The 24,610-nt window shown below is 66.5% G+C and carries 31 protein-coding genes and 1 tRNA gene; 9 read left to right on the top strand and 23 right to left on the bottom strand.

The genetic code is table 11. The features are described 5' to 3' along the window. The first annotated feature begins 121 nt into the window (after window positions 1-121). The 8 genes from acpP (at window position 122) to AC5QAH_RS07020 (ending at window position 6,632) form a co-directional block, all read left to right on the top strand. Window positions 122-361, top strand: coding sequence for an acyl carrier protein (gene acpP, locus AC5QAH_RS06985; RefSeq protein WP_005415509.1), 240 nt, complete (start codon window positions 122-124; stop codon window positions 359-361). Between the two features lie 143 nt (window positions 362-504). Next, window positions 505-1,767, top strand: coding sequence for a beta-ketoacyl-ACP synthase II (gene fabF, locus AC5QAH_RS06990; RefSeq protein ID WP_057503269.1), 1,263 nt, complete (start codon window positions 505-507; stop codon window positions 1,765-1,767). A gap of 101 nt (window positions 1,768-1,868) precedes the next feature. Further along, window positions 1,869-3,233, top strand: a complete 1,365-nt coding sequence (locus AC5QAH_RS06995; protein WP_054171117.1) for an aminodeoxychorismate synthase component I — start codon at window positions 1,869-1,871, stop codon at window positions 3,231-3,233. 164 nt (window positions 3,234-3,397) lie between these two features. Beyond that, complete coding sequence (mltG, locus tag AC5QAH_RS07000) at window positions 3,398-4,459, top strand: endolytic transglycosylase MltG (RefSeq protein WP_010483815.1); 1,062 nt, start codon at window positions 3,398-3,400, stop codon at window positions 4,457-4,459. After that, the gene (tmk, locus tag AC5QAH_RS07005) at window positions 4,456-5,121 is read left to right on the top strand and encodes a dTMP kinase (protein ID WP_010483813.1); all 666 of its coding nucleotides are present in this window, start codon (window positions 4,456-4,458) and stop codon (window positions 5,119-5,121) included. The genes mltG and tmk overlap by 4 nt, the downstream gene beginning before the upstream one ends. Beyond that, complete coding sequence (locus tag AC5QAH_RS07010) at window positions 5,118-6,074, top strand: DNA polymerase III subunit delta' (protein ID WP_043398236.1); 957 nt, start codon at window positions 5,118-5,120, stop codon at window positions 6,072-6,074. Before tmk ends, AC5QAH_RS07010 begins: the two co-directional genes overlap by 4 nt. Further along, on the top strand, window positions 6,071-6,424 hold the full coding sequence (locus AC5QAH_RS07015) for a PilZ domain-containing protein (RefSeq protein ID WP_005412452.1): 354 nt from the start codon (window positions 6,071-6,073) through the stop codon (window positions 6,422-6,424). The genes AC5QAH_RS07010 and AC5QAH_RS07015 overlap by 4 nt, the downstream gene beginning before the upstream one ends. Window positions 6,425-6,557: 133 nt before the next feature. Further along, a tRNA-Val gene (locus tag AC5QAH_RS07020) sits at window positions 6,558-6,632 on the top strand. An 84-nt stretch (window positions 6,633-6,716) separates the two neighbouring features. Here the strand turns inward: AC5QAH_RS07020 and AC5QAH_RS07025 are convergent. Both AC5QAH_RS07025 and AC5QAH_RS07030 read right to left on the bottom strand, forming a co-directional pair. Then, the gene (locus AC5QAH_RS07025; RefSeq protein ID WP_049453542.1) at window positions 6,717-7,280 is read right to left on the bottom strand and encodes a hypothetical protein; all 564 of its coding nucleotides are present in this window, start codon (window positions 7,278-7,280) and stop codon (window positions 6,717-6,719) included. A 52-nt stretch (window positions 7,281-7,332) separates the two neighbouring features. Further along, window positions 7,333-7,992 (bottom strand): hypothetical protein, encoded by a 660-nt coding sequence (locus AC5QAH_RS07030; protein ID WP_239682755.1) that lies wholly within the window; start codon window positions 7,990-7,992, stop codon window positions 7,333-7,335. Between the two features lie 312 nt (window positions 7,993-8,304). Between AC5QAH_RS07030 and AC5QAH_RS07035 the strand changes: the two genes are divergently transcribed. Then, complete coding sequence (locus AC5QAH_RS07035) at window positions 8,305-8,685, top strand: tautomerase family protein (RefSeq protein ID WP_005408320.1); 381 nt, start codon at window positions 8,305-8,307, stop codon at window positions 8,683-8,685. 31 nt (window positions 8,686-8,716) lie between these two features. Here AC5QAH_RS07035 and AC5QAH_RS07040 read toward each other — a convergent pair whose 3' ends face one another. The 21 genes from AC5QAH_RS07040 to AC5QAH_RS07140 form a co-directional block, all read right to left on the bottom strand. Next, window positions 8,717-9,790: a phage late control D family protein gene (locus AC5QAH_RS07040; protein ID WP_049410183.1), complete on the bottom strand. Its 1,074-nt coding sequence runs from the start codon at window positions 9,788-9,790 to the stop codon at window positions 8,717-8,719. Beyond that, window positions 9,781-9,996, bottom strand: a complete 216-nt coding sequence (locus AC5QAH_RS07045) for a tail protein X (protein ID WP_010483798.1) — start codon at window positions 9,994-9,996, stop codon at window positions 9,781-9,783. The genes AC5QAH_RS07040 and AC5QAH_RS07045 overlap by 10 nt, the downstream gene beginning before the upstream one ends. Then, the gene (locus AC5QAH_RS07050) at window positions 9,980-10,447 is read right to left on the bottom strand and encodes a phage tail protein (RefSeq protein ID WP_049410185.1); all 468 of its coding nucleotides are present in this window, start codon (window positions 10,445-10,447) and stop codon (window positions 9,980-9,982) included. The genes AC5QAH_RS07045 and AC5QAH_RS07050 overlap by 17 nt, the downstream gene beginning before the upstream one ends. Before the next feature lie 2 nt (window positions 10,448-10,449). Then, entirely contained in the window at window positions 10,450-12,921 is a 2,472-nt protein-coding gene (locus tag AC5QAH_RS07055; RefSeq protein ID WP_495232220.1) for a phage tail tape measure protein, read from the bottom strand. A gap of 120 nt (window positions 12,922-13,041) precedes the next feature. Next, window positions 13,042-13,332, bottom strand: a complete 291-nt coding sequence (locus AC5QAH_RS07060; RefSeq protein ID WP_019336908.1) for a phage tail assembly protein — start codon at window positions 13,330-13,332, stop codon at window positions 13,042-13,044. Window positions 13,333-13,409: 77 nt separating this feature from the next. Continuing rightward, window positions 13,410-13,913 carry a phage major tail tube protein gene (locus tag AC5QAH_RS07065; RefSeq protein ID WP_010483789.1) on the bottom strand — a complete coding sequence of 168 codons (504 nt, stop codon included), beginning with the start codon at window positions 13,911-13,913 and terminating at the stop codon, window positions 13,410-13,412. Between the two features lie 2 nt (window positions 13,914-13,915). After that, the gene (locus tag AC5QAH_RS07070) at window positions 13,916-15,115 is read right to left on the bottom strand and encodes a phage tail sheath C-terminal domain-containing protein (RefSeq protein ID WP_010483787.1); all 1,200 of its coding nucleotides are present in this window, start codon (window positions 15,113-15,115) and stop codon (window positions 13,916-13,918) included. 107 nt (window positions 15,116-15,222) lie between these two features. After that, window positions 15,223-15,813, bottom strand: a complete 591-nt coding sequence (locus tag AC5QAH_RS07075; RefSeq protein WP_019336909.1) for a hypothetical protein — start codon at window positions 15,811-15,813, stop codon at window positions 15,223-15,225. A 4-nt stretch (window positions 15,814-15,817) separates the two neighbouring features. After that, on the bottom strand, window positions 15,818-17,335 hold the full coding sequence (locus tag AC5QAH_RS07080) for a tail fiber protein (protein WP_049453549.1): 1,518 nt from the start codon (window positions 17,333-17,335) through the stop codon (window positions 15,818-15,820). A 7-nt stretch (window positions 17,336-17,342) separates the two neighbouring features. Continuing rightward, window positions 17,343-18,644, bottom strand: coding sequence for a phage tail protein I (locus AC5QAH_RS07085; RefSeq protein WP_019336910.1), 1,302 nt, complete (start codon window positions 18,642-18,644; stop codon window positions 17,343-17,345). Then, a complete protein-coding gene (locus AC5QAH_RS07090; protein WP_010483779.1) occupies window positions 18,637-19,533 on the bottom strand; it encodes a baseplate assembly protein in 897 nt (298 codons plus the stop codon). The genes AC5QAH_RS07085 and AC5QAH_RS07090 overlap by 8 nt, the downstream gene beginning before the upstream one ends. A gap of 2 nt (window positions 19,534-19,535) precedes the next feature. Continuing rightward, on the bottom strand, window positions 19,536-19,874 hold the full coding sequence (locus tag AC5QAH_RS07095) for a GPW/gp25 family protein (protein ID WP_010483777.1): 339 nt from the start codon (window positions 19,872-19,874) through the stop codon (window positions 19,536-19,538). Between the two features lie 52 nt (window positions 19,875-19,926). Next, window positions 19,927-20,517 carry a phage baseplate assembly protein V gene (locus AC5QAH_RS07100; RefSeq protein WP_049453550.1) on the bottom strand — a complete coding sequence of 197 codons (591 nt, stop codon included), beginning with the start codon at window positions 20,515-20,517 and terminating at the stop codon, window positions 19,927-19,929. Next, on the bottom strand, window positions 20,514-21,068 hold the full coding sequence (locus tag AC5QAH_RS07105; protein ID WP_010483773.1) for a hypothetical protein: 555 nt from the start codon (window positions 21,066-21,068) through the stop codon (window positions 20,514-20,516). Before AC5QAH_RS07105 ends, AC5QAH_RS07100 begins: the two co-directional genes overlap by 4 nt. Before the next feature lie 110 nt (window positions 21,069-21,178). Continuing rightward, window positions 21,179-21,484: a hypothetical protein gene (locus tag AC5QAH_RS07110; protein ID WP_157999895.1), complete on the bottom strand. Its 306-nt coding sequence runs from the start codon at window positions 21,482-21,484 to the stop codon at window positions 21,179-21,181. Further along, window positions 21,426-21,803 carry a hypothetical protein gene (locus AC5QAH_RS07115; RefSeq protein ID WP_029550698.1) on the bottom strand — a complete coding sequence of 126 codons (378 nt, stop codon included), beginning with the start codon at window positions 21,801-21,803 and terminating at the stop codon, window positions 21,426-21,428. Before AC5QAH_RS07115 ends, AC5QAH_RS07110 begins: the two co-directional genes overlap by 59 nt. Continuing rightward, entirely contained in the window at window positions 21,800-22,285 is a 486-nt protein-coding gene (locus AC5QAH_RS07120; protein ID WP_019336913.1) for a glycoside hydrolase family 24 protein, read from the bottom strand. Before AC5QAH_RS07120 ends, AC5QAH_RS07115 begins: the two co-directional genes overlap by 4 nt. Beyond that, window positions 22,282-22,632 carry a hypothetical protein gene (locus AC5QAH_RS07125; RefSeq protein ID WP_010483765.1) on the bottom strand — a complete coding sequence of 117 codons (351 nt, stop codon included), beginning with the start codon at window positions 22,630-22,632 and terminating at the stop codon, window positions 22,282-22,284. The genes AC5QAH_RS07120 and AC5QAH_RS07125 overlap by 4 nt, the downstream gene beginning before the upstream one ends. Next, window positions 22,629-23,057 carry a Mor transcription activator family protein gene (locus AC5QAH_RS07130; RefSeq protein ID WP_019336914.1) on the bottom strand — a complete coding sequence of 143 codons (429 nt, stop codon included), beginning with the start codon at window positions 23,055-23,057 and terminating at the stop codon, window positions 22,629-22,631. The genes AC5QAH_RS07125 and AC5QAH_RS07130 overlap by 4 nt, the downstream gene beginning before the upstream one ends. A 360-nt stretch (window positions 23,058-23,417) precedes the next feature. After that, entirely contained in the window at window positions 23,418-23,801 is a 384-nt protein-coding gene (locus AC5QAH_RS07135) for a hypothetical protein (protein WP_019336915.1), read from the bottom strand. A 153-nt stretch (window positions 23,802-23,954) separates the two neighbouring features. Next, on the bottom strand, window positions 23,955-24,593 hold the full coding sequence (locus tag AC5QAH_RS07140; protein WP_495232221.1) for a deoxynucleotide monophosphate kinase family protein: 639 nt from the start codon (window positions 24,591-24,593) through the stop codon (window positions 23,955-23,957). Window positions 24,594-24,610: the final 17 nt, after the last annotated feature.

Below are 24,610 nucleotides of genomic sequence, written 5' to 3' on the forward strand. Positions count from 1 at the left end.
TTGATCTGCTGAGGTTTTTGCTGCGATGCAAGGCCGCGCCGGTTTCCACTACACTATCCCACGGCCATCGCCTTTGATGGCGACCACTTTTGAACCACAACTCCATCTGGAGCGAGATCCCATGAGCACCATCGAAGAACGCGTCAAGAAAATCGTCGTCGAACAGCTTGGCGTCAAGGAAGAAGAAGTCACCAACAGCGCATCGTTCGTCGATGACCTGGGCGCTGACTCGCTGGACACCGTCGAGCTGGTGATGGCCCTGGAAGAAGAATTCGAGTGCGAGATCCCGGACGAAGAAGCCGAGAAGATCAGCACCGTGCAGGCCGCCATCGACTACATCAAGGCCCACGTCAAGGCCTGATGTCAGACGGCAGTGCGCGCGCGGGTTCACGCTCGCCGCGCACCGCACCCCATGGGGCCGCTGTTGCGGCCCCGTGTGTTTGAGCATCACACCGAAGCAAACCGAGTTGCCCGTTGAAACCATCCGGGCCAGGAGAATCAGCAATGAAGCGTCGCGTCGTCGTAACCGGCCTGGGTATCGTCTCGCCGTTGGGCAATGATCTGGCCAGCAGCTGGGAAGGCATCACCCATGGTCGTTCGGGCATCGGTCCGCTGACCAACGTTTCTGATGCCTATCTGGATCGGTTCACCACCAAGATTGCAGGTGAGGTCAAGGGATTCGACATCACCGCCGACAATGAACTGTTCGGCAAATTCCGGGTCAGCGGCAAGGATGCCAAGAAGATGGACCCGTTCATCCATTACGGCCTCGGTGCCTCGTTCATGGCCCTGCACGACTCGGGCCTGGAGATCACCGACGCCAATGCCGAACGCATCGGCGCCATCGTCGGCGCCGGCATCGGCGGCCTGCTCGGCATCGAAGAGCAGACCATCGAGTTCCACGAGGGCAAGAAGATCTCGCCCTTCTACGTGCCCAAGACCATCATCAACATGCTGCCGGGCCAGCTGAGCATCATCACCGGCCTGAAGGGCCCGTCGTTCTCGGCGGTGTCGGCGTGCGCGACCTCGAACCACTCGATCGGCACCGCGATGCGCATGATCCAGTACGGCGATGCCGACGTGATGGTGGTCGGTGGTGCCGAGCGTGGCTCGTCGCCGACCGCGCTGGGCGGCTTCTGCGCGATGAAGGCCATGAGCACCCGCAACGATGCCCCCGAACAGGCCTCGCGCCCGTGGGACAAGGACCGTGACGGCTTCGTGCTGGGCGACGGCGCCGGCATCCTGATCCTGGAAGAGTACGAGCACGCCAGGGCGCGTGGCGCGAAGATCTACTGCGAGCTGGCCGGTTTCGGCGCCAGCTCCGATGCGTACCACATGACCGCACCGAGCGAGAACGGCGAAGGTGCCGCCCGCTGCATGGCCATGGCCATGAAGGACGCCGGCGTGACCCCGGAGCAGGTCGGCTACCTCAACGCGCACGGCACCTCCACGCCACTGGGCGACCTGGGCGAGACCATGGCGATGAAGACCGCCTTCGGCGACCACGCCTACAAGATGATGGTCAGCTCCACCAAGTCGATGACCGGCCATCTGCTGGGCGCTGCCGGCGGCGTGGAAGCGATCTTCTCGGTGATGGCGCTGCAGGACAACGTCATTCCGCCGACCATCAACCTGCAGCAGCCGGGCGAAGGCTGCGACCTGGACTACGTGCCCAACGAAGCACGCCAGGCCAAGGTGGACGTGGTGATGTCGAATGGTTTTGGCTTCGGCGGCACCAACGGTACGCTGATCTTCAAGCGCGTCTGACCGAGTTGTAGCGTCGAGCCATGCTCGACTGAACGTGCGTTACGCACGAGGAGGCCGCCGCAAGGCGGCTTCCGTGCATCTGATCCCCCGAACTGGCTGCCATGACCCACGCACCGCTGATCCACCCGTTGCCGCATCCGATCGATCTGCTGGCGCTGCAGCAGCACGACCCGGCGCGTTTCCCGCTGCTGATGGAATCCACCGCCTCGGGCACCGCCCAGGGCCGCTGGAGCCTGCTGCTGGCCGCGCAGGGCGAGGGCCTGCGGCTGGACGCCGACGGCCAGGTGCGTGACCAGCATGATGCGGTACACGCTGGCAGCTTCCTGCAGGTGTTGGACCGTGCCTGGCAGCGCGAGCGCCTGCCGCATGACGGCAGCCACAGCCTGCCGTTCCGTGGCGGCTGGGCGCTGATGCTGGATTACGAAGTGGCCAGCCAGATCGAACCGGTTCTGCCGGCGCGTGCGCGCGAAGACGGCCGCCCGACCGCGCTGGCACTGCGCTGCCCGGCCGCGGTGCTGCACGACCATCACAACGATGCCAGCTTCGTCATCGCCGAAGCCGGCGAGCAGGCGCTGCTGGACGCGCTGGTGGCACTGGCTTCGGCCGCGCTGCCCGAAGCCGGGCAGGGCTGGCAGCCGCCGCAGTCGGTGGCCGAGGATGCGCCGCAGCGCTTCACCGACGGCGTGCGCCGGGTGATCGACTACCTGCGTGCCGGCGATGTGTTCCAGGTGAACCTGTCGCGGCGCTGGAGCGCGCAGTTCGCTGCGCCGGTCAGCCCGCAGGCGCTGTACGCGCAGCTGCGCCGTGCCAACCCGGCACCGTTCGCCGGGCTTTTCACCGCCCACGGCCGCCACGTGGTCAGTTCATCGCCCGAACGCCTGGTCTCGGTGCATGCTGGCCATGCGCAGACCCGGCCGATTGCCGGCACCCGCCCGCGCTTCGAAGGCGATGATGACGCCGCGCGCATCCAGGAGCTGGTGGGCCACCCCAAGGAACGCGCCGAGCACGTGATGCTGATCGACCTGGAGCGCAACGACCTGGGCCGCATCTGCCTGCCCGGCACCGTGGTGGTCGACGAGCTGATGACCGTGGAGAGCTACGCCCATGTGCACCACATCGTCAGCAACGTCAGTGGCCATCTGCGCCCGGAGGTCACGCCCGGCGAGGTGATCGCCGCCACGTTCCCGGGCGGCACCATCACCGGCTGCCCCAAGGTGCGCTGCATGCAGATCATCAGCGAACTGGAGCAGGTGCCGCGCGGCGCCTATACCGGCGCCTTCGGCTGGCTGAACCGGGATGGCGACCTGGACCTGAACATCCTGATCCGCACCGCCGAAGTGGATGGCCACGAGGTGAGCTTCCGCACCGGCGCCGGCATCGTGGTTGATTCGGACCCGGACAAGGAACTGGACGAGACCCGCGCCAAGGCCCGCGGCCTGCTGCGGGCGCTCGGTCAGCAAGGCTGATTGACCGCCCCCGCCGGGCATGGCCCGGCGCTACCGACGCATCACCCTCCCGGTAGCGCCGGGCCATGCCCGGCGAGCGAAGCGGGGTTGGGTGCCACCCCGGTCATGACCCCACACCAGCGGCACGGTATCCTGCACGACGGAATCGAGTTCAGAGGTAGTCCATGGCGGGAGCCAAGCGCGGGTGTCTGTTCGTGGTAACGCTGGTGGTGGTGCTGGCCGCTGTCGTGGCCGGCGCGGGCGCGTGGTTCTTCTACCAGCAGACCCGGTTCGCCGATGCCCCGATCACTCCCACCGCCGAAAGTGTGGTCATCGCCAGCGGCGATGGCATGAACAGCGTGCTGCGCAAGCTGCGCGATGCCGGCGTGGACGAGGGCCAGGACACCCAGTGGCAGTTGCTGGCGCGCCAGCTCGATGCCGCCGGCAAGCTGAAGGTGGGCGAGTACGCGCTCAGCGGCGACCTGACCCCGCGCGAGCTGCTGCTGCGCATGCGTGCCGGCAAGGTGCTGCAGCACCGCGTCACCATCATCGAAGGCTGGAACATCCGCCAGCTGCGTGCCGCGCTCAAGCGCGCCGAGCCGCTGCTGCACACCACCGACAATCTTGATGACGCCGCGCTGATGCAGCGCCTGGGCTTCGGTGGCCAGCATCCGGAAGGCCGCTTCCTGCCGGAGACCTACGTCTACCAGCGCGGCGACAGTGATCTGGACGTGCTCAAGCGCGCCCACGCCGCGATGGAAAAGGCGCTGGATGAAGCCTGGGAAAGCCGTGCGCCGGACCTGCCGATCAACACGCCCTACGAACTGCTGACGATGGCCTCGATCATCGAGAAGGAAACCGCGTTGGCCAGCGAGCGCCCGCAGATTGCCGGCGTGTTCATGCGTCGCCTGAAGATCGGCATGCGCCTGCAGACCGACCCGACCGTGATCTACGGCATCGGTGCCGCGTATGACGGCAACATCCGCCGCCGCGACCTGACCACCGATACGCCCTACAACACCTATACCCGTGCCGGCCTGACCCCGACCCCGATTGCCATGCCCAGCCGCGATGCACTGATGGCCGCCGCGCAACCCGCAGCGGGCGACGCGCTGTACTTCGTCGCCGTGGGCGATGGCAGTGGCGCACACGTGTTCTCGCCCAGCCTGGACCAGCACAACGCCGCAGTCGCCCGCTACCTGCAGCAGCTGCGCCAGCAACGTACCAAGGAGACCTCGGCGCAATGAGTCCCGCGCTGCTTCGCCACCCGCGTTTCGTCAGCCTGGAAGGCGGCGAGGGCGCAGGCAAGACCACCGCCATCAACGCCATCCGTGACTGCCTGCGCAGCCACGGCCACGAGGTGGTGCTGACCCGCGAGCCGGGCGGCACGCCGCTGGCCGAGCGCATCCGCGGCCTGGTGCTGAAGCCCGATGCCGAGATCGCCGCCGAACCGCTCAGCGCCGAGGCCGAGCTGCTGCTGGTGTTCGCCGCACGCGCGCAGCATGTGCGCCAGGTGATCCAGCCGGCGCTGCAGCGCGGCGCCTATGTGCTGAGCGATCGCTTCACCGATTCCAGCTATGCCTACCAGGGCGGTGGCCGTGGCCTCGATCCGCAGTGGATTGCCGATCTGGAACGACGCGCGGTGGGCCTGCTGCCGGGCCTGACCCTGCTGCTGGATGTGGATGTGGCAGTGGGCCGCGCACGCGCCAACGGCCGTGACCTGTGGCCGGACCGCATCGAAAGCGAGCAGGACGATTTCTTCCAGCGCGTGCGTGAAGTATTCCGCGGCCGTGCGCAGCAGGACCCACAGCGCTTTGCGTTGATCGATGCGGGCCAGGAGCAGGCGCGCGTGGCCGCTGATGTGGTCGCGCGTGTCGAGCGCTGGCTGCAGGACGGGGAGGGCGCATGAGCACGTTCTCGCCCTGGCAGCAGCGCGCGTTCGACCAGACCGTGGCCGCGTTGGATGCCGACCGACTGGGCCATGGCCTGCTGATCTGCGGGCCGGCCGGGCTGGGCAAGCGCGAGGTGGCGCTGGCGCTGGCCGACCACGTGCTGGCGCGCGGTGATGCCGCGCATGCCACGCGCACGCGCCAGCTGATCGCCGCGGGTACCCACCCGGACCTGCAGCTGGTCAGCTTCATCCCGAACAAGAGCGGCGACAAGCTGCGCACCGAGATCGTCATCGAGCAGGTGCGTGAGATCACCGACACGCTGGCGCTGACCCCGCAGTACGGCGTGGCACAGGTGGTGATCGTCGACCCGGCCGATGCGATCAACCGCTCGGCCGCCAATGCACTGCTGAAGACCCTGGAAGAGCCGCAGCCCAGCCGTTACCTGTGGCTGATCAGCAGCGACCCGGCGCGGCTGCCGCAGACCATCCGCAGCCGTTGCCAGCGCCTGGAATTCAAGCTGCCGCCGCAGCATGAAGCACTGGCCTGGCTGCAGCAGCAGGGACACAGCGAGGCGTCGGCGCGCGAAGCGCTGGAGGCTGCACGCGGCCATCCCGGCCAGGCCGACAACTGGCTGCGCGAAGATGGCCTGAGCCTGCGCCGCGAGGTTGGCCGCGAGCTGGAACAGCTGGCCGCCGGCAAGACCGGTGCGGTGGAGCTGGCGCAGAAGTGGTGCGGCGACGACAACGCAGCGCTGCGCCTGCGCTTTGCCGCCGACCTGGCGCTGGCCCAGGCCAGCACCGATGCCTTGACCACGCCGGAGCGATTGCACAAGCTTGCAGCCTGGTTCGATGCGGCCAACCGCACCCGCGACCTGCTGCGCACCACGGTGCGTGCAGACCTTGCGGTGGTTGAGTTGCTGCTGGCCTGGAACAAGGTGAACGAGCGGCCTGCCGCAAGGGGAAATCGATGAGTGCCAGCAACGCCCGCCAGGGCATCCTGTCCCTGGCCGTGAAGGACAAGGCCGCGCTGTACAGCGCGTACATGCCGTTCGTGAAGAACGGCGGCATCTTCGTGCCCACGCCCAAGCGCTACTTCCTGGGCGACGAAGTGTTCCTGCTGCTGACCCTGCCCGATTCCAGCGAGCGCCTGCCGGTGGCCGGCAAGGTGATCTGGGTGACCCCGGCCGGCGCGCAGGGCAACCGCACCGCCGGTATCGGCGTGCAGCTGGCCGACGGTGCCGAAGGCGAGGGCGTGCGCCACAAGATCGAGACCCTGCTGGCTGGACTTACCGGCTCGGACAAGCCGACCCACACGATGTGAGGTAGCACCGGGGCCTTTCTGTAGAGCCGAGCCATGCTTGGCTGCGGACCCCGGAAACACCCGTGAACACGAATGTGAAAAACTGTTGACGGCCTCTGAAAAGCCCCTATAATGAGCGGCTCAGCAACACACCGGGCGGTTAGCTCAGCGGTAGAGCATTGCCTTCACACGGCAAGGGTCACAGGTTCGATCCCTGTACCGCCCACCATGTTGCAGAACGAAAGAAGCCTCCAGCAATGGGGCTTTTTTGTTGCCTGCGATTCTGCTGGGCCGACGGGCAGCGGACCCTGTCTCAGCCGTGTTCGTCCAACAGCGCGCGCGCGATCAGTGCCGTTGCATCCAGCAGGTCGTGGCCGCTGCCGGCCTGCACCACCACTGCAAGCAGACCACGGCCCACCTCGGCATTGCCGCTGGTCAGTTCCATCTCGCCTTCAAAGCACAGATCGGCCAACCATTCGTGGACCTGTTGCAGCCCGCGCTTGCGGGCGCGGCGGAACTCCGCGAGCAGCTTCGCCTGGCCGGCCTCACGCTCGCCATCGGCAAGCAGGCCGATGGCTCCGCCGTGCGCTGCGCGCCAGAGGGCTGGCAGCGGGCGACCGTTCGCGTCCACCACGTCTGCCGCGAACTCCGCGCAGTACATTTCGTAGCGCTTGCCCGCTGTGCTGCGAGGCACGATGTCGGCCTGGGCGAGCAAGCGTTCGGCTTCATCCAGTTTGCTGAACTTCAAGCGCAGCAGTGCAGGGCGGCTCAGTTGTTGTGCCAGCGCCTGCTGGTTGGCGGCGAACCATACGTTCCAGCCTACGCTTGCGCGGCCCTCCAGGGCGGCCTTGAAATACTCCAGGTGTTCGGCGTCCATTGCGGCCTCCCGCGTTCCCTGCGCGATTGTAGCGGGAGCGCATCCGGGCCGGTCAGGTGTGGCCCTCGGCGAGGCAGTGATGCGCCTCGCGCACCAGTTGCCGTGCCGCCACGATCAGTCCGTCGGTATGGAAGGCGCCCAGCTGTTCCTCCGGGCCGGCCTCGGCACGCGCCCGGTCGGCGGCCTGCAGCAGATCGAGCACTGCGCTGAGCCCGGACATCGAGCGGCGCAGCGAAGCGTGATTGCTGGCGCCGAGGGTGAGGCCGCCACACGGTTGCCCGTCATCGGCGTCGGCGTTGCTGATCGCATTGAGGCAGGCGAAGAACGTGGGCGACTGCACGGGCGGGTTCTGTTCCTGCAAGGCGCACTCGATCTCGTGCGCGAGCTCTTCAGGCACGTCGGCGGCGATGTTGCCGATCAGGGCGTGCAGGCGGGGATGGTCGGCGGTGTGATTGGTCATGGCGAAACCCTCACTGGCGTAGCGCCACCTTCCGGAGTGAAGGTGGCGGACGGTGCGGGTTGGCGTACCAAGGCAAACGAACTCCCATCGAGAAGAAGGCCTGGCGGATCTGTCGATCCCCACGCACCGGCCGCCATTGAAGGCAATCGGTGCATTCTCTCTGCTGCGGCGTAAATCGCAGCGATGGGTGTTCATTCGTTTATTCGAGACGCCAATCCCGGCCCAGGCAATCTGCCCAGGCGCGGTGATCATGGGATCGCACAATCACAGTGGTCTGTAAGGAAAGTTCTCAACTCCACGCAGGCACACCAAGCGTTTCCGGTTCTGTGCCCTCCAGCATCCGCCGACTGTGTCGCCCATCACTGATGGCGCAGAGCGCCCTTCTGCCGACCGTGCACGTGACGACTCCAGAGCGGCGCCGCCATGGCAATTCCGTCACCCGGCGCGCGCAGGCGGGAATGTGTCATGCATGGAGCCAGAGGGTTCCATCCCTGCGCTGTCCCACCGCCCCGGGCAGGCGTAGTCTCATCCTGTCGCCTTACCCATCCACGCTGGAGTGCCACCATGCCGCTCGCCCGCATCGATCTTCGCAAAGGTAAATCCGCCGACTACCTGCAACGTGTCGGCGAAGCCATCTACCAGGCCATGCGCGCGGTGGGCGTGCCGGAGAACGACCGCTTCCAGATCTTCCAGCAGCACGACGCCGGCACGTTGATCTACGACCCCGGCTACCTGGGCGTGGACCGCACCGACGACTTCATCTGCATCCAGATCACCTGGAACGAAGGGCGCACGCTGGAGCAGAAGAAGGCGCTGTATGCCGGCATCGCTGATGGCCTGCACGCGGCGGTGGGCATCCGCCGCGAGGATGTGTTCATCAACCTGGTGGAAGTGAAAAAGGAGAACTGGTCGTTCGGCAACGGGGTAGCGCAGTACGTGAGTTGATGCGGGAAGCGCATCCACGCATGGCGTGGATCTACACCTCGCTGCCGACCTGCTCGCCTTCGGTGGCCGCGGCACTGCGGGCCGCCTTCACTGCGTCGGCGCTGTTGGGTTGTTCGCACTCGATGCTGGTCACGTAGCCGTCGTGGCTGATGTTGTGCTCGGCGCGCTTGACCAGCCACTGCCCATCCACGCCATCGCGGAAGCCCTGCATCACCACCGTGGCTTCGGCCATCAGCGTCTCGCGGCCGGGCAGGGTGTAGCTCAGCGTACGCGTCTGCCGGGCCTGTTCCTGGTGCTTGGCGCGCGCTGCGGCTTCAGCGGCTTCGCGGTCGGCGTAGGCCATGCGCAGGCGCACGATCGGTTCACCGCTGCCCAGCTTCACCTCCTGGCGCTTGGCACCGCGTACATCGCGATAGTAGGCAATGGTGGTGCCGGTCTTCTCGCGTGAGACGATGCTCACTTTGTAGCCACTGCCATCGGCCGGGGTCAGGGTGACGTCGGGAATGCGCTCACCGCTGGCACTGGTGGATTCGCCGCGCTTGACGAACATCAGGCGGCCGCCGCCCGGCTTGGCGATGGCATCATGCTGCTTGGCCAGGCGCAGCAGCAGATTCATGTCCGACTCCTGCGACTGCACTGTCAGCGGCAGTGCGATCGACGCCAGCGATCCGCTCACGGCCGCGCTGAGTCCGTGCTCGCCGGCCATGCGCTGGACCATGCCACCGATCGTCGTGCCCTTCTTCCAGGTGCGCGTCTTCTGCGTCTGCAGATCGTTCTTGCCGCCCTTGCTGGCCTCGAACGGTGCGGCGCGCGCGCGCAGGGTCATGCTGCCCGGGTAGCCGGAAATCTCCACCTCATCGCAGATGTACAGGCCCATGCGCCGCACTTCGCCGTCATAGCCGATGAAGGCTTCCAGCTCCGCGCCTGCCGGCGGCAGCTGGATCGGATCGGACGGATCATGGTCGGCCAGCTGCAGCTCCAGCATGTCCGAGTTGTTGTCGGTCTCGTCGGTGATGCGCAGTGATTTGAAGCGCGACATGATCTTGTCGGTGATGTCCTGGCTGTTGGCCACCACGCGGAATGCCGGTGTGATGTTCAGTCCCACAGTGCGATCCCCTTGCGTTCGCCGGCGGGGCGCTGCACGTCTGGCAGAGTGATCGCGATGCCCGCAGGCAGTACCGCGCCGCGGGCGGCCAGGCCCGGGTTGGCGTCGAGTATCGCGCGCAGAATGGCCGGTGATTGTTCGCCATAGTGCGCATGCGCGATGCGGTCAACGACGTCGCCGTCGCGGGTGTTATACGTTCGTGCCATCGCTGTGCTTCCGCAGGGAGAGGGTGAATTCGTGCCGCTGGATTCCCGCATCGACGGTGAAGCCGGAGGCAGTGGCGTCGATCTTGTCGATGACCCACAGCCCCAGGTTTCCGCCCTTGCCGGTCAGCAGCCGCTGTGGCTTGCCCTGTGCCGCCAGTCTGCGCAGCTGCGAGAGCTCATTGCCGGCACCCCGGAACGCATAGTGGATGACGCCAGGCAAGGTCATGCTGGCCTTGCCGGGGCCGGTGTACTGCAGGGCGGCCATCTGCCCGATGCGTTCCTGCGCAGCCCAGCCATATTCGTTGCTCTGCTGGATCTCCTGGAACACGGCGGTGTTGAGGCTGAACTTGAAGCCGCCCAGCATCAGCAGCACCGGGGCGTTGCCGGAGTCGTTGCTCTGGAAACTGGACAACAGCTTGTCGATGGATGCGGTTACGAACTCACGCTTCATGCTTAGTTCCTGTCTGCCAGGCCACCACGGGCAGCAACCGCGTTGCGACGCTGCAGTTCGTCGGCAGTGCGACGCGCCACCGATTCGCTGGATTCACCCGGTTGCTGGTGGATGGTGATGTTGTTGGTCTGTTGCTGCTGCACGGTGGTGACGCCGCGCGTAGTGGGTGATGGCATGTCGGGTGCGGTGCGACCGCGAGCGGCCTCGCTGATGCCGCCCCAACGCTTGCGCGCGCCCGGCGCGTCCAACCTGGCGACGTCGCCGACCAGGCCCACGGCGTCATCCAGGCCACCTCTGCCGCCGGCCCGCATGTTGGTGTACCCCACCATGCCGTTGCCGATCGCTTCCGCTCCACCGGCAAGCACCTCCTTGCCGAAGTCCAGGCCTTTGCCGACCAGCGCACTGACCTTGCCAATGCCCCCTTCGACGAACCCCATCAGCTTCTCGACGTAGGGCATGAGGAAATCCAGCTTCGGGATGAGCCAGTCGAACAGGGATTCGGCACCGGACTTGATCGCCGTCCACATCTTGCTCATTCCGATTCCGATCCCGCTGGCGACGGTCGTGTACACGTTGCCCATCCAGGCGACGTACTGCACCAGGCCGCTGATGAGCTGGATGTTCATTCTCAGGCCTTCCATCAGAACGGTACCGAGGAAGCTGCCGATCTGGGCAACGCGCGACAGTTCGTTGCCGGTGTACTGTGCAGGTGCAAGCATCTTCGACAGCCAGTCCCAGGCCTGGCCGATCAACCCGCTCATGACTTCCCAGGCGGGGCGCAGCGGTTCAACCGCACGCATCAGTTCACCCATCGCTGCGGTGCCTGCACCGCTCAGGCCCTCCCAGACGCCGCCCAGGAATGCCTTGATCGGCTCCCAGTACTTGCGCACCAGGATGGCGCCTGCGGTGATTGCCGCGATGGCGATCGTGATCGGACCACCACCGATGGCGGCCACGGCAGTGGCGACGATGCGGAAGCCCGATGCCAGGCGCATGGCCATCGGCCCGAAGCGCCCCATCTGTGCCAGCAGGCTGCCACCACGGAATAGCTGGAAGGCCTTCTGCACCCCCAGGATCGGGCCCTGCAGGAAGGTCCAGGCGTAGCGAGCGCCGAGCACCGCCGTGCGCATGCCCAGCATGCCGACCACGATCTGCGTGGTGTTGGCGATCAGCTTCGGGTTTTCCTGCACGAACGAGGTAACCCCGTTCAACAGCTCGGTCAGCTTGACCGCGGCCTCGCCCACCGCGGGCAGCAGTGCCGCACCGAAGGCCTTGGACAGGTTGTCCACGGCGATCTTGGCACCTTCGATCTTCTGCGGATCGGTCTGCATCGCATCGGCATAGGCCGCATCGGTGGTACCCGCCGATCCATTCAAGGCCTTGTCGCGGACACGGATGTAGGTATCCCAGTTCTCGATCATCGGCTGGACGAAGTTCTTCGCCTGTGCATCGCTGAACAGGGTGCCGATCTTCATCTGGTCGCCCGCGGTCGCCTGGATGATTCCCTGCATCGCAGCGTCGAAGGGATTGCCGCCGCTGGTCTGTGCATCGCCGATGATCTTGCGCAGATCCAGGTTCAGGCTCTTCTTGGCCTTCTCCTGAATGTCCGGCGAGAGCACCTCGGACATGAAGCTCTTCATGTTGCTGGCGGCCTTGTCGGCGCCGCCGGCCGAGTCCAGCGTGGCCTGCAGGGCCGCGCCGAGGGTGGCGGCCGCCGAGGTGCCCTGCAGCTTCATCGCTTCGAACGACGAACCCAGGGTAGGCAGCACTGCGGCCATGTCCTTCAGGCCCAGGCCTCCCTGCCGGCTGTTGACCACCAGCACATCCAGCGCGCTCTGCATGCGCGAGGGATCGATATCGAACGACTGCTGCAGGGCGGCCGCAGCCTGGGCCACATCATCGATGCTGGCACCGGTGACGGTGGTGGTCCGCCCGACAGCACCGAGGCTGGCCTGGGCCGACTGCGCATCCATGCCGGCGTCGATCATCAGCCTGATCGAGCGCTGCAGCGCGTCGGCGCCCTGGTTGGTTGCACGCGACTGTTCCAGGATGGCCTGCCCCAGTGCGCTGACCTGGGCGCGGCTGAGGTTGGCTGCCACGCCGATCTGCTGGTTCTGGCGGGCGAAGCCGGAGGCGTTCTCGACCGGCTTGGCCAGCGCGGTAACGGCCGTGCCAAGCGTGCCGCGTGCTTCGCCAAATGCCGAGCCGAGCTTCCCGCGCTTCTCCAGGTTGGCGTCGCGCTTTGCTTCGATGCTCTCCAGCGCCACCTGCGAGGCACGCAGAGCATCGACCTGGGTACGCATGCGGGCGTACTCCTTGCTGGTCGTACTCATGCGCGCGAGCCTGCGATCCAGCAGGGTCACCTCGGTGCCGAGGCGCTTGATACCGTCGTTGGCAAAGGAGAAGGCGTCCTTCAGTGACTTGGACACCTCGCCGCCGATCGTGATCGTTGTCGTTTGAACGTTACTGGCCATGTACCGGCAATCCCTGAATCCACCAGATGAACTTCGACACCCGCAGTGTCATGATCTCGCGCAGGCCCCAGCCGGTATGACCGGCCAGGGCGAGCACTCCCTGCCTGATCTGAGGCAGGGTCAGGTGGTAAAAAGCGCGACGCCTGCCTGCAGTCGTGCGTAGTCGCGCAGCGGCATCTTGCGCACGTCTTCCGGCGAGACCTCGCACAGGTTGGCGATCATCCGCACCTCGCGCTGTGCGTCGCTGCCCTTGTCATCCTGGTAGCGCTCCATGTCTTCCACGGTCGGTTCACGCATGCGCAGCACGGCGGTTTCCATGCCATTGACCTGGCGCGGGCGGGTGAGGGTGATCTCGGCGAAGCCATCGCGCTCGATGACGGTGTCGGTGGGGGTCTTGGTCTTGCTGGACATGGATGCGTTCCTGGAATGCGATGCGGTGCGATGGATGCGGGGGCGCGAGGCGCCCCCGGGTTCAGTGCGGCGAGGGTTCAGATGCCCAGTGCGCCGCGGATGCCGGCCAGCACGTCCACGCCACCCTGGCGGGCGATCATGTTGACCACGTCGATCTCCTGCACGACCTGGGCACCATGGGTCAGCTTGTAGTAGCTCAGCGCCAGGTTGACCTTGATCGTGCCCTTCTCGCCGACCTTGGTTTCGCCGCGGTCCAGCAGCTTCACCTTGCCGCGCATGTTGTGCACGACCTGGGTCACTTCGCCGTCATCGCCTTCCAGCGCTTCGCGGGCGGTGAAGCCGTATTCCTTGCTTTCGATGACGTGGAACTTGCTCATGATCTCCGCGTCGTCGGAGGCGAACTCGACATCGGCGGTCAGCTTGTCATGGCCGAGCACGATCTCGGTCGGGGCCAGCATGCCGCCGGCCTGGAAGTCCTCGGTCTTCAGCGACAGCTTGGGGGCGGTGAAGGACATCACGCTGCCGGCATAGCCCTTGCCGTCGACGTAGAAGTTGAAGTTCTTGCGGATCTTGCGCGCCATGCTTAGAAGATCTCCGAGACGTAGTTGTTGTTCATGTGCATGCGGAAGGTCAGCTGCTCACCCGGGTAGGTCGGGGTGAAGTCGAAGTCCCAGTAGAAACGGCCCTGGGCCACGCTGTCCGCTGCGTTCAGGTCGGGGTCGATCCAGCAGTTGCCGCCGAGGATCGCGCCCTGGGTCTTCAGGCCGCGCAGGAAGGCATTGACACCCTCACGCACGTCGTCGACGTAGGTCTTGCTGATGCCGCGGTCGACGGCCCACAGGTGGGCGGCTTCCAGGCTGTCGGCAATGATGTCGGCAGTGCGCACCACACACAGGAACTGCCACTTCTGGTCGCTGCTGGCGGTACGGTTGCCCCACAGGCGGAAGCCACCTTCGCGGATGATGGTCGCCACGTTCGACTGGTTCAGCAGGTTGGCGCGGCTGGTCGCGTCGGACAGGCCGAAGTCGATCGCACGTGCGGTACCGACCACGCCGTTGAGCTCCAGGTTGGACGGCGATGCCCACCAGCCGCGTTCGTTGTCGCTGCGGGCAATGGCACCGGCCACGGCACCGGAGGCGTAGCGGGTGACGATGGCATCACCGGACTGCACCAGCAGCGCCGGGTCGACCACGTAGACGCGCTTGGAACCGGTCAGAGCGGTGGTGCTCTTGGCGGCGTCGTCGTTGCTGTTCGGGCCATCCTTGATGATCACCGCGCGCAGCTTGTCGGCAATGCCGAGCAGTTCGGCCACGACCGGGTTGGCCAGCAGTTCGGTATCGCGCTTTTCGTGGGTGTGGGTGAAGCCCGGTACCGCCAGGATGCGGGGCTTGATGCCCACCACCGACTTTGCCGCCAGCAGTGCATGCACGCCGGTGTAGGCACCGGTCTGCGCGTTCACGCCGCCCAGCACGTTGGCCAGGGTGTCGTTCTCGGTGGCGCCCTTCTCGACGCGGATGACGACCACAACCGCGTTGGACTGGTCGAAGATGGCGTCGAGCTGGCCCGGGAGGGTGCCCTCATCGACTTCGGTTGCGGCGTTGGCGAGCAGCTTGGCTGCCTGCGAACGCGAGGTCACCAGGACCGGAGTGTTGTAGGGGAAGGCGATCTTGTCGGCGCGGGGCGCGGTGCCCACGATGCCGATGACGCTGGTCGAGGCAACAGCGATCGAGCGGGAACCACCATCGATGTTGACGACCTGCACGCCATGCAGAAATTCGGCCATGCGTTGTTTTTTCCTTGGTTGGGTGGGTGCTGCGGTCGCGATCTGCGCCGCATGGGTACATGTTCGTATCTGGCCGCGGCTGGATTAATTGCAGCGGTGGCCCGAAATCACGGTTGCGGTTGCGGTTGCGCGGCCGGGTCGGGTTCGGGGGCAGTGACCATCACCCAGGCAGCACGGGCTTCATCGAAGGTGACCGGGTAGCTGCGATCTGCAGGCGGTGCCAGATCGGTGACCGATGGCGGCAGTGCGACCCCACGGGAAACGGGAGTCGCGAAGCTGGCATCGTGCTTGTTCCACAGCGGTCGCGAGCTGTAGTCCGGCAGCAGCGTCCATTCGCGGCGGCTGGCATTCCACGCGTTGTATTGCGCGGTGGTGCCATCCAGCTTGAATGGTTCGGACAGGGTCACGTCCTTGGGCAACGGCTCGCCCAGCGCGAGGCGGTTGGGTACCGCCATCGCGGTGCGTGTGTCCCACAGCATGCAGTTGCGGAAATCGGCCACCAGTTCCCAGCGTGAGCCATCCTCGGCCAGGCGCAGTGCCTGGTATTCGCCGGCAGGTTGGCGAGGCGCGACGTCCACGGTGAAGTCGGGCAGGTTCCAGGCGCCGTCCGGCGAAGGCTGCAGGCGGACCTTGCCCATGTAGGCGCGGGTATCGGGATCGTAGGAGTGCGCGAAGCGCGGTTCGGTAGGCAAGTTCATGTCCTCAGTACGCGATGCAATAGATCATCCGCAGGCCAGCCGGCAGGTTGCGGTCGCCACCGGCGTTCTCCACCACGACGGTGTGGGTGTGCGCACCGGCGTCGGCGGCCGACGCGGCGTGGCCGTGGTCACCCACCTGGGCGATGGAAATGGTGTGCGAGTGGCCGCCGGCGCCGTTCATGCCGATGTTGTGGCCGTGGCCGCCTGCGCCGTCGGTGGTGAAGCTGTGGGCGTGGCCACCGGCCGGGCTGGTGTACGGCCAGGGGTTGTCGTAGTCCAGGTTGCCGCGTGAACCGGCGTGGTTGTTGTAGTCGGCGCCCCACGGGTAGGTGGTGCCTGATTCGGCGAACGCGGTGAGATGCTGGTGATCGCCGATCCACGAGGTGCCGCCGGTATGCGCGTGGTGGCCCTGTGAGTCGGTCCATGCACCGTGCGCGTGGTCGCCTACCGCGCTGGCGCTGGCGCCATGGGAATGCGCGCCGCCTGCGCCTACGGAAATGGCGTGGCTGTGGTTGCCCGCTGTCGCCGCGCTTGCGCCGTGGGCATGGCGGATCACCTCACCCTGGGTGAAGCTGCCGACCGCTTCCGGGTTCAGTGTGTGTGTGACCACCGTGCCTTCCTGCATTGCCGGCAGGTTGAAGGTGGTTGCGCCATCACCGGCGCCGTAGCGGGTACCGATGGCGGCGAACAGGGCCGGGTAGCTGGCACGCGGAACAGCGGCGCCATTGCACAGCAGCATGCCGTTGGGCGCGGTGGCACCGGCGAACAGAATCACCTGTCCGGGCACGTGCACGCTGGATGGCACGCCGGTCATGTTGCGCCAGTCCAGGTAGTGGGTGCCGTGGCGGCCATCGAGCAGGTCGGCATCCAGGCCCTTGTCGGCGCCCTCGTCCTTCAACGCGGCCGATTTCAGCCCCAGAGCGGAGCGGAACGCGGCATCGGTGGCGATCGACAGCAGCGTGCGGACGAACTGGGTGGGGGCGCTGGCGCCAAAGCGCTTGTCGATGAAGGCACGCAGCCCGCGCGGTGTCACTGCACGCTGGGCATCTGCACCCTCTTCGGTCTCGGTCGTTGTGGCCAGTTCGACCACGCCCTGCACCTCGGTGGTGGAGGGCGGATAGATGAATTCGGCATTGCCGAACTCGATCAGCGCGGTGTCGACTTCACTGAAGCGGGTATCGGTGGAGAGCAGCAGCATCGAGGCTGCGGTCTTCTCCATGATCGGATCGGTCTGGCCGAAGGTTGCAAACAGCGTACCGTCGCCCAGGTACAGGCCGAAGCCGCGCAGGCTGTAGGCGGTAGCGCTGTCGTCACGGATCGTGACGTGCAGCGTGTCGTCGCCCACGGCCTTGCCGCCGAACGTCGAGACCCGCTTGATCTCGCCGGGCAGGGCGGTCAGCCCTGCCGTCGGCGTGAATGCCGTGGACGTCAGGCCGATCTCGGTGATCAGCACGGCACTGGTGCCGGTGTTGGGTGGATTGACCAGCCTGGTGAAGCCGGCGTCGGTGATTTTCAAGCGCATGCGGGGTTTACTCTCCGATCAGTTGGATGCGGCGGAAGGTGGTGCCATGGGCGCCGGCAAGTGCACCGATACCGGCGCTGGCCTGCATGCCCTGGGTGAACGTGAAGTGCGAGCGCACCGGCTTGGTGCGGCTGATCTCGCCGATCACGTCGTCGACGAACTTGGCGGTGGCGGTCTCGCCGCCCTGGTTGGCGATGGTCATCACCGCTTCGAAGGTGTGCGGTGCACCTCGCGGCTGCATTTCCCACCATTCGCGGATCAGGATCGAACCGCCGAACGCAGCCACCACATCGCGGACGCTGCCCCAGGTGCCTTTGCGGCGCTGGATCGCGATCGCGGCGCGCACGCGGGCACGCTTTACCGTTTCCGGCCAGTAGGCCTTCCATTCGTCGACGGACAAGGCCCAGGCCAGCCAGGGCAGCAACGCGGCCGGGCAGCGGTCCGCATCCCACAGCGCGGTGATGTCCACCGGCAGCGGGCGGGTCACCGCAGCACGGGCCAGCGCCCGTTCCGCGCGGGTGGCGTTGGGCGGCAGCAGGGTGGTTGCCGTCGGCACCCTGATCAGCGCGTCGGCGTCGATGATCGAACCGGGAGCGGGAGGGCGGCTGAGCGTGATCACATTGTTGAGCACGCTGTAATCGATCACGCCCACTGGCTCGGGCATGGTGCGGATGTAGCTGGTCGCCTCGCGGCCTTCCTCCACCTGCACGCCCCAAAGGTGGATGCGGCTGTCCGGCTTCAGGCCGGCGTTCCCGCCCGCCCGCCGATCCAGCACGATGCTCACGCCCCGGGGGGCGTCATCCGCGGTTGCGGCATAGGTGTAGCTGTAGCGCTTCCACTCGGTGCCCACCTGCAGACGGGTCCTGCCTGCGCCGGTGGCGCGCATGCCGAAGTCGATCGCACAGGGTTCGGTTGCACGCAGCCAGATGCTGATGGTGCGCACGGCACCATTGGGAAACGCGCTTCCATCCTCGTCCACCACGCCGGCGAAGTTCTGCTCCGGGCCCCCGATCGCATCGGAGACCGGGAAGGACCAGGCACTGGAGCTGCCATCCGGAGCGGGATGACTGGACGACAGGTTGGCCGGCTTCACGTAGAAGCCTTTCCATCGTGGATGGTCGAAGGATGCCGAGAAACGCTGCAGGTTGCGCCGCATCGTATCCGACAGCTTCAAACGCCCCTGCCAATCGGTGCGGTACACCGCCTGCAGGGTGGCCAGTGCGCCACCTGGATGGCGGAACTGCAGGTTGTGCCCATCGATCGCGCCACGCAGGCGTGCATTGATCAGGCGTGCGGTGGAATCATTCATCGTTGCCGCCATGGGTCAGGGTCACCGCGGTGCAGTAGGTGGCCTGGGTCCGGTCCACCACCACGTCAGCCGCCGGGCTGGAAATCTCCACGCGCTGCACGCCCTCGGCATGCAATGCGGCGAACAGGCCGGAGCGGGTGACATCGCGGCCGAGCCGATGCGACTCGGCGATGTAGCGATCCAGGCGCGAGCGTGCTTCGGCCAGCACCACCTGCGAATCCGGGCCGGCGTAGGTGTAGAGCGTGGCGGTGACCGCGTAGTTGATGATTGCCGCCGTGCGTACCAGCACGTGATCCGTCAGCGGCCGCACGTCGGCCGCACTCAGCTTCGCTTCCACTGCGTCGAGCAGCGCCTGGGTGGCCGTGCCATCGGCTTCACGCGACAGCACCGAGACCACCACTTCACCCGGCGACGGACTGGTCGCGCTGGCGTCGAGCACCCGCGGATCGGCGCTCAGCGCGTGGAAGATGTAGGCGCCTTCCGGCCCGGCCACGCTGAAGCCTTCCGGACCCAGCTGGATGCGCCGACGGAAATCTTCATCGCTCTCGTAGCGTGGCGGAATGCCTTCCTGCGGCTTGCCCGGGTCCAGCATCTGGCGGCCGATGCCGAAGATCGCGGCCAACTGGTCCAGGTCGCTGCCGACCGCGTAGGCCAGCATCACGCCACGCGCCGCATCGTTGACGCGCTGTCGGTCGAGCAGGCGCAGGTAGGTGCAGACCTCCAGGATCTTGAAGGCCGGGTCCGACGGCAGCAGCGCGTCGAAGGTGGGGTCGAGCGCCTGCAGTGCGGTCAACGATTCATCGAACAGCGTCTCGAAATCGAGCACTTCGATGACCGCCGGTGCAGGCAGCTGGGAGAGATTGACACTGGTGAACGAGCCGGATGCCACGGTTAGCGAACCTCGATTCCTTCGATGGTGATGGCCTCGCCGTCCGGCAGGTGGATTCCTGTCACTGCCAGGATCATCACGCCGGGGGCGGGGAGGGAGACGTCGACGTTCTCGACGTGAAGCCGCGGTTCCCATCGCGCGAGTGCGTCGACGGTGGCCGCGATCAGGTCCATGCGCAGCGAGCGGTTGGTCGGCGCATCGATCAGTTCGAACACGCGCGAACCGTATTCACGGCGCAGTACCCGGGAGCCAAGGGGCGTGGTGAGAACGTCACGCACGGACTGGTGCAGATGGGCGAGCCCATCCAGTGATTTGCCGGTGTTGGCGTCGATTCCTCGCATGGCCTCTATCGTCGTGGAGTGCGGGTTTTCAGGGCATTGCACGCGTGGCCGTTCAGGGCTGCGCGGGCGTGGTGGGTGCGGTCGGACCCTGTGCGGTGTGCTTGTGTGCCTTCAGGCCGATGGCGCCAGCCTTGACCTCGCCGGATGTGCTGATGTCCTTGCCGGCACTGATCGCACCGGTGACGTCCAGGTCGCCAGTCGCCTTGATCGATGGCGTATCGAGCACGATCGATTCGCTGGCGATCACCTGTGCACTTGCACAGGTGACGATGACCTTGCCGCTGCCCACATCGACGTTGAGCGTTGCGGTTTCCTGGTCGTACTCGACAACGCTGCCGTCGGCGAACTCGGTGCGGTGCCGCAGCCGAGAGTCGGCGGGCGCCGGGAACCGGTCCTGGTACAGGCTGCCGAGAACGAGTGCCTGGCCCGGGTCGCCATAGGGGCACGCCAGCAGCACCTGCTCGCCGGGTTCGGGTGCACACCAGCTGCGCACGCCCGGGCCAGCACGGCGCTCCAGCCAGGGAATCCAGTCGGTCAGCATGCCGTCTGCATCCACGCGCACGCGGCCGCCCGCTTCGTCCAGCTCGCGCACGACGCCGATCATCAGCAGGTTGCCGATCAGGCGCGCTTGTTCGGCACTCATGGTGCTGCTCCTTCAATGGGCTGGTAGCGTGCTTCGTGATCACGACCGATCTCCGGTACGAAGCTGTAGAAGGCCTGGGGAACTGCGCCTCCGGTCTCCTCCCAGGCGTTGCTGCCCAAAGCGACCGGCAGTGACCACTCCACCAGCCAGGTGCGAAGGCCTGGCTGCGCCGCCGCCGTGTCTTCGGGCAGTGCGGCGATCACATCGATCGCGCCGCTGGCCGCGCCGGGGAACCGGCCGAGCTGGTGCAGCCAGCCGGCGAGCGCGACGGCGGCCTTGCGCAGCTGCAGTGCCGCGTCGATAGCGGCGGCAGCGACGACGACGCGTGCCTCGAAGCGCAGCAATGCCTGCATCTGCCCGCTGCCATCGTCCTTGTCCTTGCTGCGATCGCAGCGGGTCATTGCCAGCAGGCAGGCGGGTGTGGCCAGGCCTTCAGCACCGGGTTCGCGATAGAACTCGACGGTTGCGAAGTCCGGGAAGCGGGCGCGGATCGCGGCTTCGATGGCGGGGTGCAGTGCGTCGAGAATGGAAGAGGAGGAGTTGGTCGCCATGTCAGCTCGTGCGTTGAATGGGAGGACGCGCCTGGTTGGGGACGCGCGCTGTCTGCATCCAGTGTTGCCATCACCCGCCGCATGGGACATTGCAGGCGTGGCCGCGGGGATCAGCGCTGTTGTCGCGCGGTGGCCGTGCCGGTGGCTGTGCACTCTGCAGGCGCCATTGGCGCTGTACCGTTGAGGGTGATCCCCTGCTGGCTGCCGAGGCTGCACAGCAGGGCACGCAGCTGGTCGGCCAGTGCGTGGTACTGCCGCGCGACCGCAACGTGATTGCGTAGCAGCGCATCGTCGTTGGCCGCCTGCAGGTCCGGCAGCTCGTCCGGCGCACGCAGCTGCGCCGGGGCGATGTTGAGATCAACGCGACAGGGCGCGACCGGCGTTGGCTTCGCGCCAGATGCGCACGAACTCAGCATCAGCATCGCCGCGGTCACGGCCAGGAGTCTTGGCATGGGTCTCGATGTCCTGTTGCAGGGTTTGGAATTGCCGGGTGCGTTCGGCCTGCGTGGCCAGGCGCTGCGATTCGGCCTGCGCACCTGCGCGGGCGTTGCCGAGGTCCCGCTGATGTGCGGCCTGCGCCGCATCAGCGCGCGATGCCTGCTGTGCGGTCTGGACGGTGGCGATGGCAAGGTCCGCGCTGCGGTCGCGCAGCGTCCACCCCAGCCAGGCACAGCATGCATGGGTACCGGCGAGGACCAGCAGGCCCATGCGGAACCGCAGGGCGACGGGCGTCACTGCAGGCCTCCGCCGGCGGCGCGGTAGGCCACGCGCAGTGTTTCCAGCGCATGCTCCTTCTGCCCGTAGCCGGCGCCCGGCAGTGACGCCCAGATACGTCGTGCGGCGTTGATGCCGGCATCGAGGCGACCGAGGCGGATCAATTCGTAGGCACCGCATTGCTTGAGCAGCGCCACGGCCGCGCGGTCCTGCGAAACCGGGCCGAAGTCGGGTAGGCCCAGCCGCGCGCGCAGGTCATCCCAGGTACTGCGCAGGAACTGGTAGCGACCGGCGGCACTGGACTTGATGCCATAGCGTGGCAGCGACACCAGCACGCGGGGATGGTCGCGGTAGTCGTTGAACAACTGGCCACCCACGATCACGTCGTAGCCGCGGTCACGCGAGCGCTGGCTGGGGATGTCGGTGCCTTCGGATACCGCCAGCATGTCCAGGAATGCGGCGACGTTGGCCCCACCGAGGGCGCTGGCTGCAGCGGCGGTCATGCGGCGGCCCCCGGCTGCTTGCGCACCAGGTTCAACAGCGCGTCTATCTGCACGCTCTGCTGGGCGATCTGCGCGCGCAGGGCATTGACCTCGCCGCGCAGCTGGCCGATCTCCTGGGCCATTGCTTCGCGCTCGTGCATCAGGCCGTCGGCGCGGGTACGCTCGGCTGCGAGCTGCTCCTGCAGGGTGCGCAGGGTGTTGCTGGTGGCCTCGTCTGCGGTGCGGTCGACCTTGGCCGACGACAACCACTGGCGCAGCCACAGCGACACCGCGATCAGTACACCCGAGGTTCCCCCCAGATATTTGGCCCAGTCCGGCACGCCCGCCAGCAGGTCGCTCTCGTTCATGCGCGTGCATACCCCTTGAGCAGGGCCGGATGGACCGCAGGCGGTGGCGCGGAACGGGCACCACGCAGGGCGCGCTTGATGGTGGTCTGCGAGACACCGAACTCGCGCGCGACGTGCTCGCGCGGCATGCCACAGGCGACCGCTCGTGCGATCTGCTCGCGGCGCTCATGGGCATTGGCCGCAAAGCACGAGGCCAGGAACAACAGCTCGCCACCGAAGTGGGTGACCAGCCGTTGGGCAACGTCGCGGCCGAGGATGTCGATCAGGCGATGCTGGTCGGGCAGGGTGGAGGGAACGTAGACGATGACGCGATGACGGCCGGTGGTGCTGGAGGTGGTCGGCGGCCACGCACGCACCAGCGTGAGGGCTGCGGATTCGCCGATGACCTCGGCCAGGGTCTGGATGCTGTCGGGCAGGGCGTTCATTGAGGATGTCTTCAGTGGCATTGATCTCCACTGTTGCCATCCCTTGCCGCCAGTCAACACCTTTCGTCTACTTTCGAGTGTGCGTGCTGAAGGTATTCATCGGTGCCCCGAGGACGGGTGAGGATGGCTGCTCGGCAGCGTATGACGCCCTGCGGCCGCTGGCTGTTGCTGCTGATGTTTGCTCCTTCCTTCGTACTCGCAGTCCTCACAGAGAGGAGGGAAAGGCAGATCAAGGGGATGTGGCAGGTATGGGGTGAGGATGGCGTCCCGTTGGTCGTCCTCCCTCATACCGGTGAGCAGGCCCTGAAACGAAAAAGCCCCGGACGATGCCGGGGCTTCAGGACTGCAGGTGGTGCTGGATCAAAGGTCGAATACCAGGTTGCCGCCGGTCTTGCGCGGAATGTAGCCGGCATCACGCAGCCAGCGCGCTGCATTGACCTGGTCCATGCGCTTGACCGGGAAGCGGTTGGCGAACATCAGGAACCGCGCCACGGTGATCGATTCGCCCTTGCCCTTCAGGGCGGCCAGGGTCTCGGTGAACCACGGCGCGGGAGGTTGCTGGCTGCCAGGACGAGCCGCAGTGCGTTCCTGCCGGGTGGTGCCGGTCTCGGCCCGGGCGTTGGCCAGCGAGCACAGCGAGATGAAGATCGCGTCCAGGCTCACGATGTCCTTGCCACCCTTGGGCTGCGACTTGAACAATTCGATGGCCTTCTGGCGCGTCGACGTGAACTGTTCGACCTCCATGACAATTCCTCTTTGCGAAATGATTGGGGATGCAGGGTGACGACAGGTGCCGTCGGTGATGGGGGACGACCTTACATCATTTTCGCCGATGATGGGCCGGAACCTGCGGTTGGGTCAGGGGAAGCTGCAGGGCAGCGCGGCCCTGCTCCAGGCTCAGATCACGCCGCGCGACAGCAGCTGGTCCAGCGTCCTGCGTACCAGATCGGCCCGGCTGCCGTCGTTGCTTACCTCGATGTCGACCAGCTCATCGGGCAGTGGCTGCTCGCTGGCGTGGGTGTCATGGCCTCCATGGCCCGGGCGGCTGACGCGGATCACGACACCACCGCGGCGACGGATCGCGCAGGCCTCATTACTGAAGCGGACGTCGGGCACCAGTCCTCCCGCAGGCAGGCGCGCGAACAGCGAGTGTACCCACAACTCGGGATGGACACGGTCGCGGCCCCATTCGGTACCCGCGGTCTGCATCAGGTGGCGAGGAGTGAGTTCGGCCAGCCAGTCGATGGTGTCCTCCTTGCGGCTGTCCAGTTCACGCAGGGAGAGCCCGAGGAGGGACGCGACGAACTGCCGCAGCGGTGCGGCGAAGCTGTCGCAGGGCAGTGCCAGTGCCGACGCCAGCCCGCTGGCGAGGGTGTCCTTGCCCGCGCGCTTGGCGCCGGCGATGCCGATGTAGAGCGGCGGACCCGCCTGCGGGCGTGCGCGGAGCGCAGTGCTGGCCAGGGCAGGCCCGGCACGGAACGCAGCCAGCGTGTCGGCGATCATGCGATGGCCGCTGTCGAGGGACGCGGGAATCATGGGGAATCTACTCCTTG

The organism is Stenotrophomonas sp. YJH_SMC_43 (assembly GCF_059372535.1).

Bases quoted from the DNA above. Each gene is read 5' to 3' on its own strand.
- acpP (WP_005415509.1), top strand. From the start codon at position 122: ATGAGCACCATCGAAGAACGCGTCAAGAAAATCGTCGTCGAACAGCTT.
- fabF (WP_057503269.1), top strand. From the start codon at position 505: ATGAAGCGTCGCGTCGTCGTAACCGGCCTGGGTATCGTCTCGCCGTTG.
- AC5QAH_RS06995 (WP_054171117.1), top strand. From the start codon at position 1,869: ATGACCCACGCACCGCTGATCCACCCGTTGCCGCATCCGATCGATCTG.
- mltG (WP_010483815.1), top strand. From the start codon at position 3,398: ATGGCGGGAGCCAAGCGCGGGTGTCTGTTCGTGGTAACGCTGGTGGTG.
- tmk (WP_010483813.1), top strand. From the start codon at position 4,456: ATGAGTCCCGCGCTGCTTCGCCACCCGCGTTTCGTCAGCCTGGAAGGC.
- AC5QAH_RS07010 (WP_043398236.1), top strand. From the start codon at position 5,118: ATGAGCACGTTCTCGCCCTGGCAGCAGCGCGCGTTCGACCAGACCGTG.
- AC5QAH_RS07015 (WP_005412452.1), top strand. From the start codon at position 6,071: ATGAGTGCCAGCAACGCCCGCCAGGGCATCCTGTCCCTGGCCGTGAAG.
- AC5QAH_RS07025 (WP_049453542.1), bottom strand. From the start codon at position 7,280: ATGGACGCCGAACACCTGGAGTATTTCAAGGCCGCCCTGGAGGGCCGC.
- AC5QAH_RS07030 (WP_239682755.1), bottom strand. From the start codon at position 7,992: ATGATCACCGCGCCTGGGCAGATTGCCTGGGCCGGGATTGGCGTCTCG.
- AC5QAH_RS07035 (WP_005408320.1), top strand. From the start codon at position 8,305: ATGCCGCTCGCCCGCATCGATCTTCGCAAAGGTAAATCCGCCGACTAC.
- AC5QAH_RS07045 (WP_010483798.1), bottom strand. From the start codon at position 9,996: ATGGCACGAACGTATAACACCCGCGACGGCGACGTCGTTGACCGCATC.
- AC5QAH_RS07050 (WP_049410185.1), bottom strand. From the start codon at position 10,447: ATGAAGCGTGAGTTCGTAACCGCATCCATCGACAAGCTGTTGTCCAGT.
- AC5QAH_RS07055 (WP_495232220.1), bottom strand. From the start codon at position 12,921: ATGGCCAGTAACGTTCAAACGACAACGATCACGATCGGCGGCGAGGTG.
- AC5QAH_RS07060 (WP_019336908.1), bottom strand. From the start codon at position 13,332: ATGTCCAGCAAGACCAAGACCCCCACCGACACCGTCATCGAGCGCGAT.
- AC5QAH_RS07065 (WP_010483789.1), bottom strand. From the start codon at position 13,913: ATGGCGCGCAAGATCCGCAAGAACTTCAACTTCTACGTCGACGGCAAG.
- AC5QAH_RS07070 (WP_010483787.1), bottom strand. From the start codon at position 15,115: ATGGCCGAATTTCTGCATGGCGTGCAGGTCGTCAACATCGATGGTGGT.
- AC5QAH_RS07075 (WP_019336909.1), bottom strand. From the start codon at position 15,813: ATGAACTTGCCTACCGAACCGCGCTTCGCGCACTCCTACGATCCCGAT.
- AC5QAH_RS07080 (WP_049453549.1), bottom strand. From the start codon at position 17,335: ATGCGCTTGAAAATCACCGACGCCGGCTTCACCAGGCTGGTCAATCCA.
- AC5QAH_RS07085 (WP_019336910.1), bottom strand. From the start codon at position 18,644: ATGAATGATTCCACCGCACGCCTGATCAATGCACGCCTGCGTGGCGCG.
- AC5QAH_RS07095 (WP_010483777.1), bottom strand. From the start codon at position 19,874: ATGCGAGGAATCGACGCCAACACCGGCAAATCACTGGATGGGCTCGCC.
- AC5QAH_RS07100 (WP_049453550.1), bottom strand. From the start codon at position 20,517: ATGAGTGCCGAACAAGCGCGCCTGATCGGCAACCTGCTGATGATCGGC.
- AC5QAH_RS07105 (WP_010483773.1), bottom strand. From the start codon at position 21,068: ATGGCGACCAACTCCTCCTCTTCCATTCTCGACGCACTGCACCCCGCC.
- AC5QAH_RS07110 (WP_157999895.1), bottom strand. From the start codon at position 21,484: ATGCTGAGTTCGTGCGCATCTGGCGCGAAGCCAACGCCGGTCGCGCCC.
- AC5QAH_RS07120 (WP_019336913.1), bottom strand. From the start codon at position 22,285: ATGACCGCCGCTGCAGCCAGCGCCCTCGGTGGGGCCAACGTCGCCGCA.
- AC5QAH_RS07125 (WP_010483765.1), bottom strand. From the start codon at position 22,632: ATGAACGAGAGCGACCTGCTGGCGGGCGTGCCGGACTGGGCCAAATAT.
- AC5QAH_RS07130 (WP_019336914.1), bottom strand. From the start codon at position 23,057: ATGAACGCCCTGCCCGACAGCATCCAGACCCTGGCCGAGGTCATCGGC.
- AC5QAH_RS07135 (WP_019336915.1), bottom strand. From the start codon at position 23,801: ATGGAGGTCGAACAGTTCACGTCGACGCGCCAGAAGGCCATCGAATTG.
- AC5QAH_RS07140 (WP_495232221.1), bottom strand. From the start codon at position 24,593: ATGATTCCCGCGTCCCTCGACAGCGGCCATCGCATGATCGCCGACACG.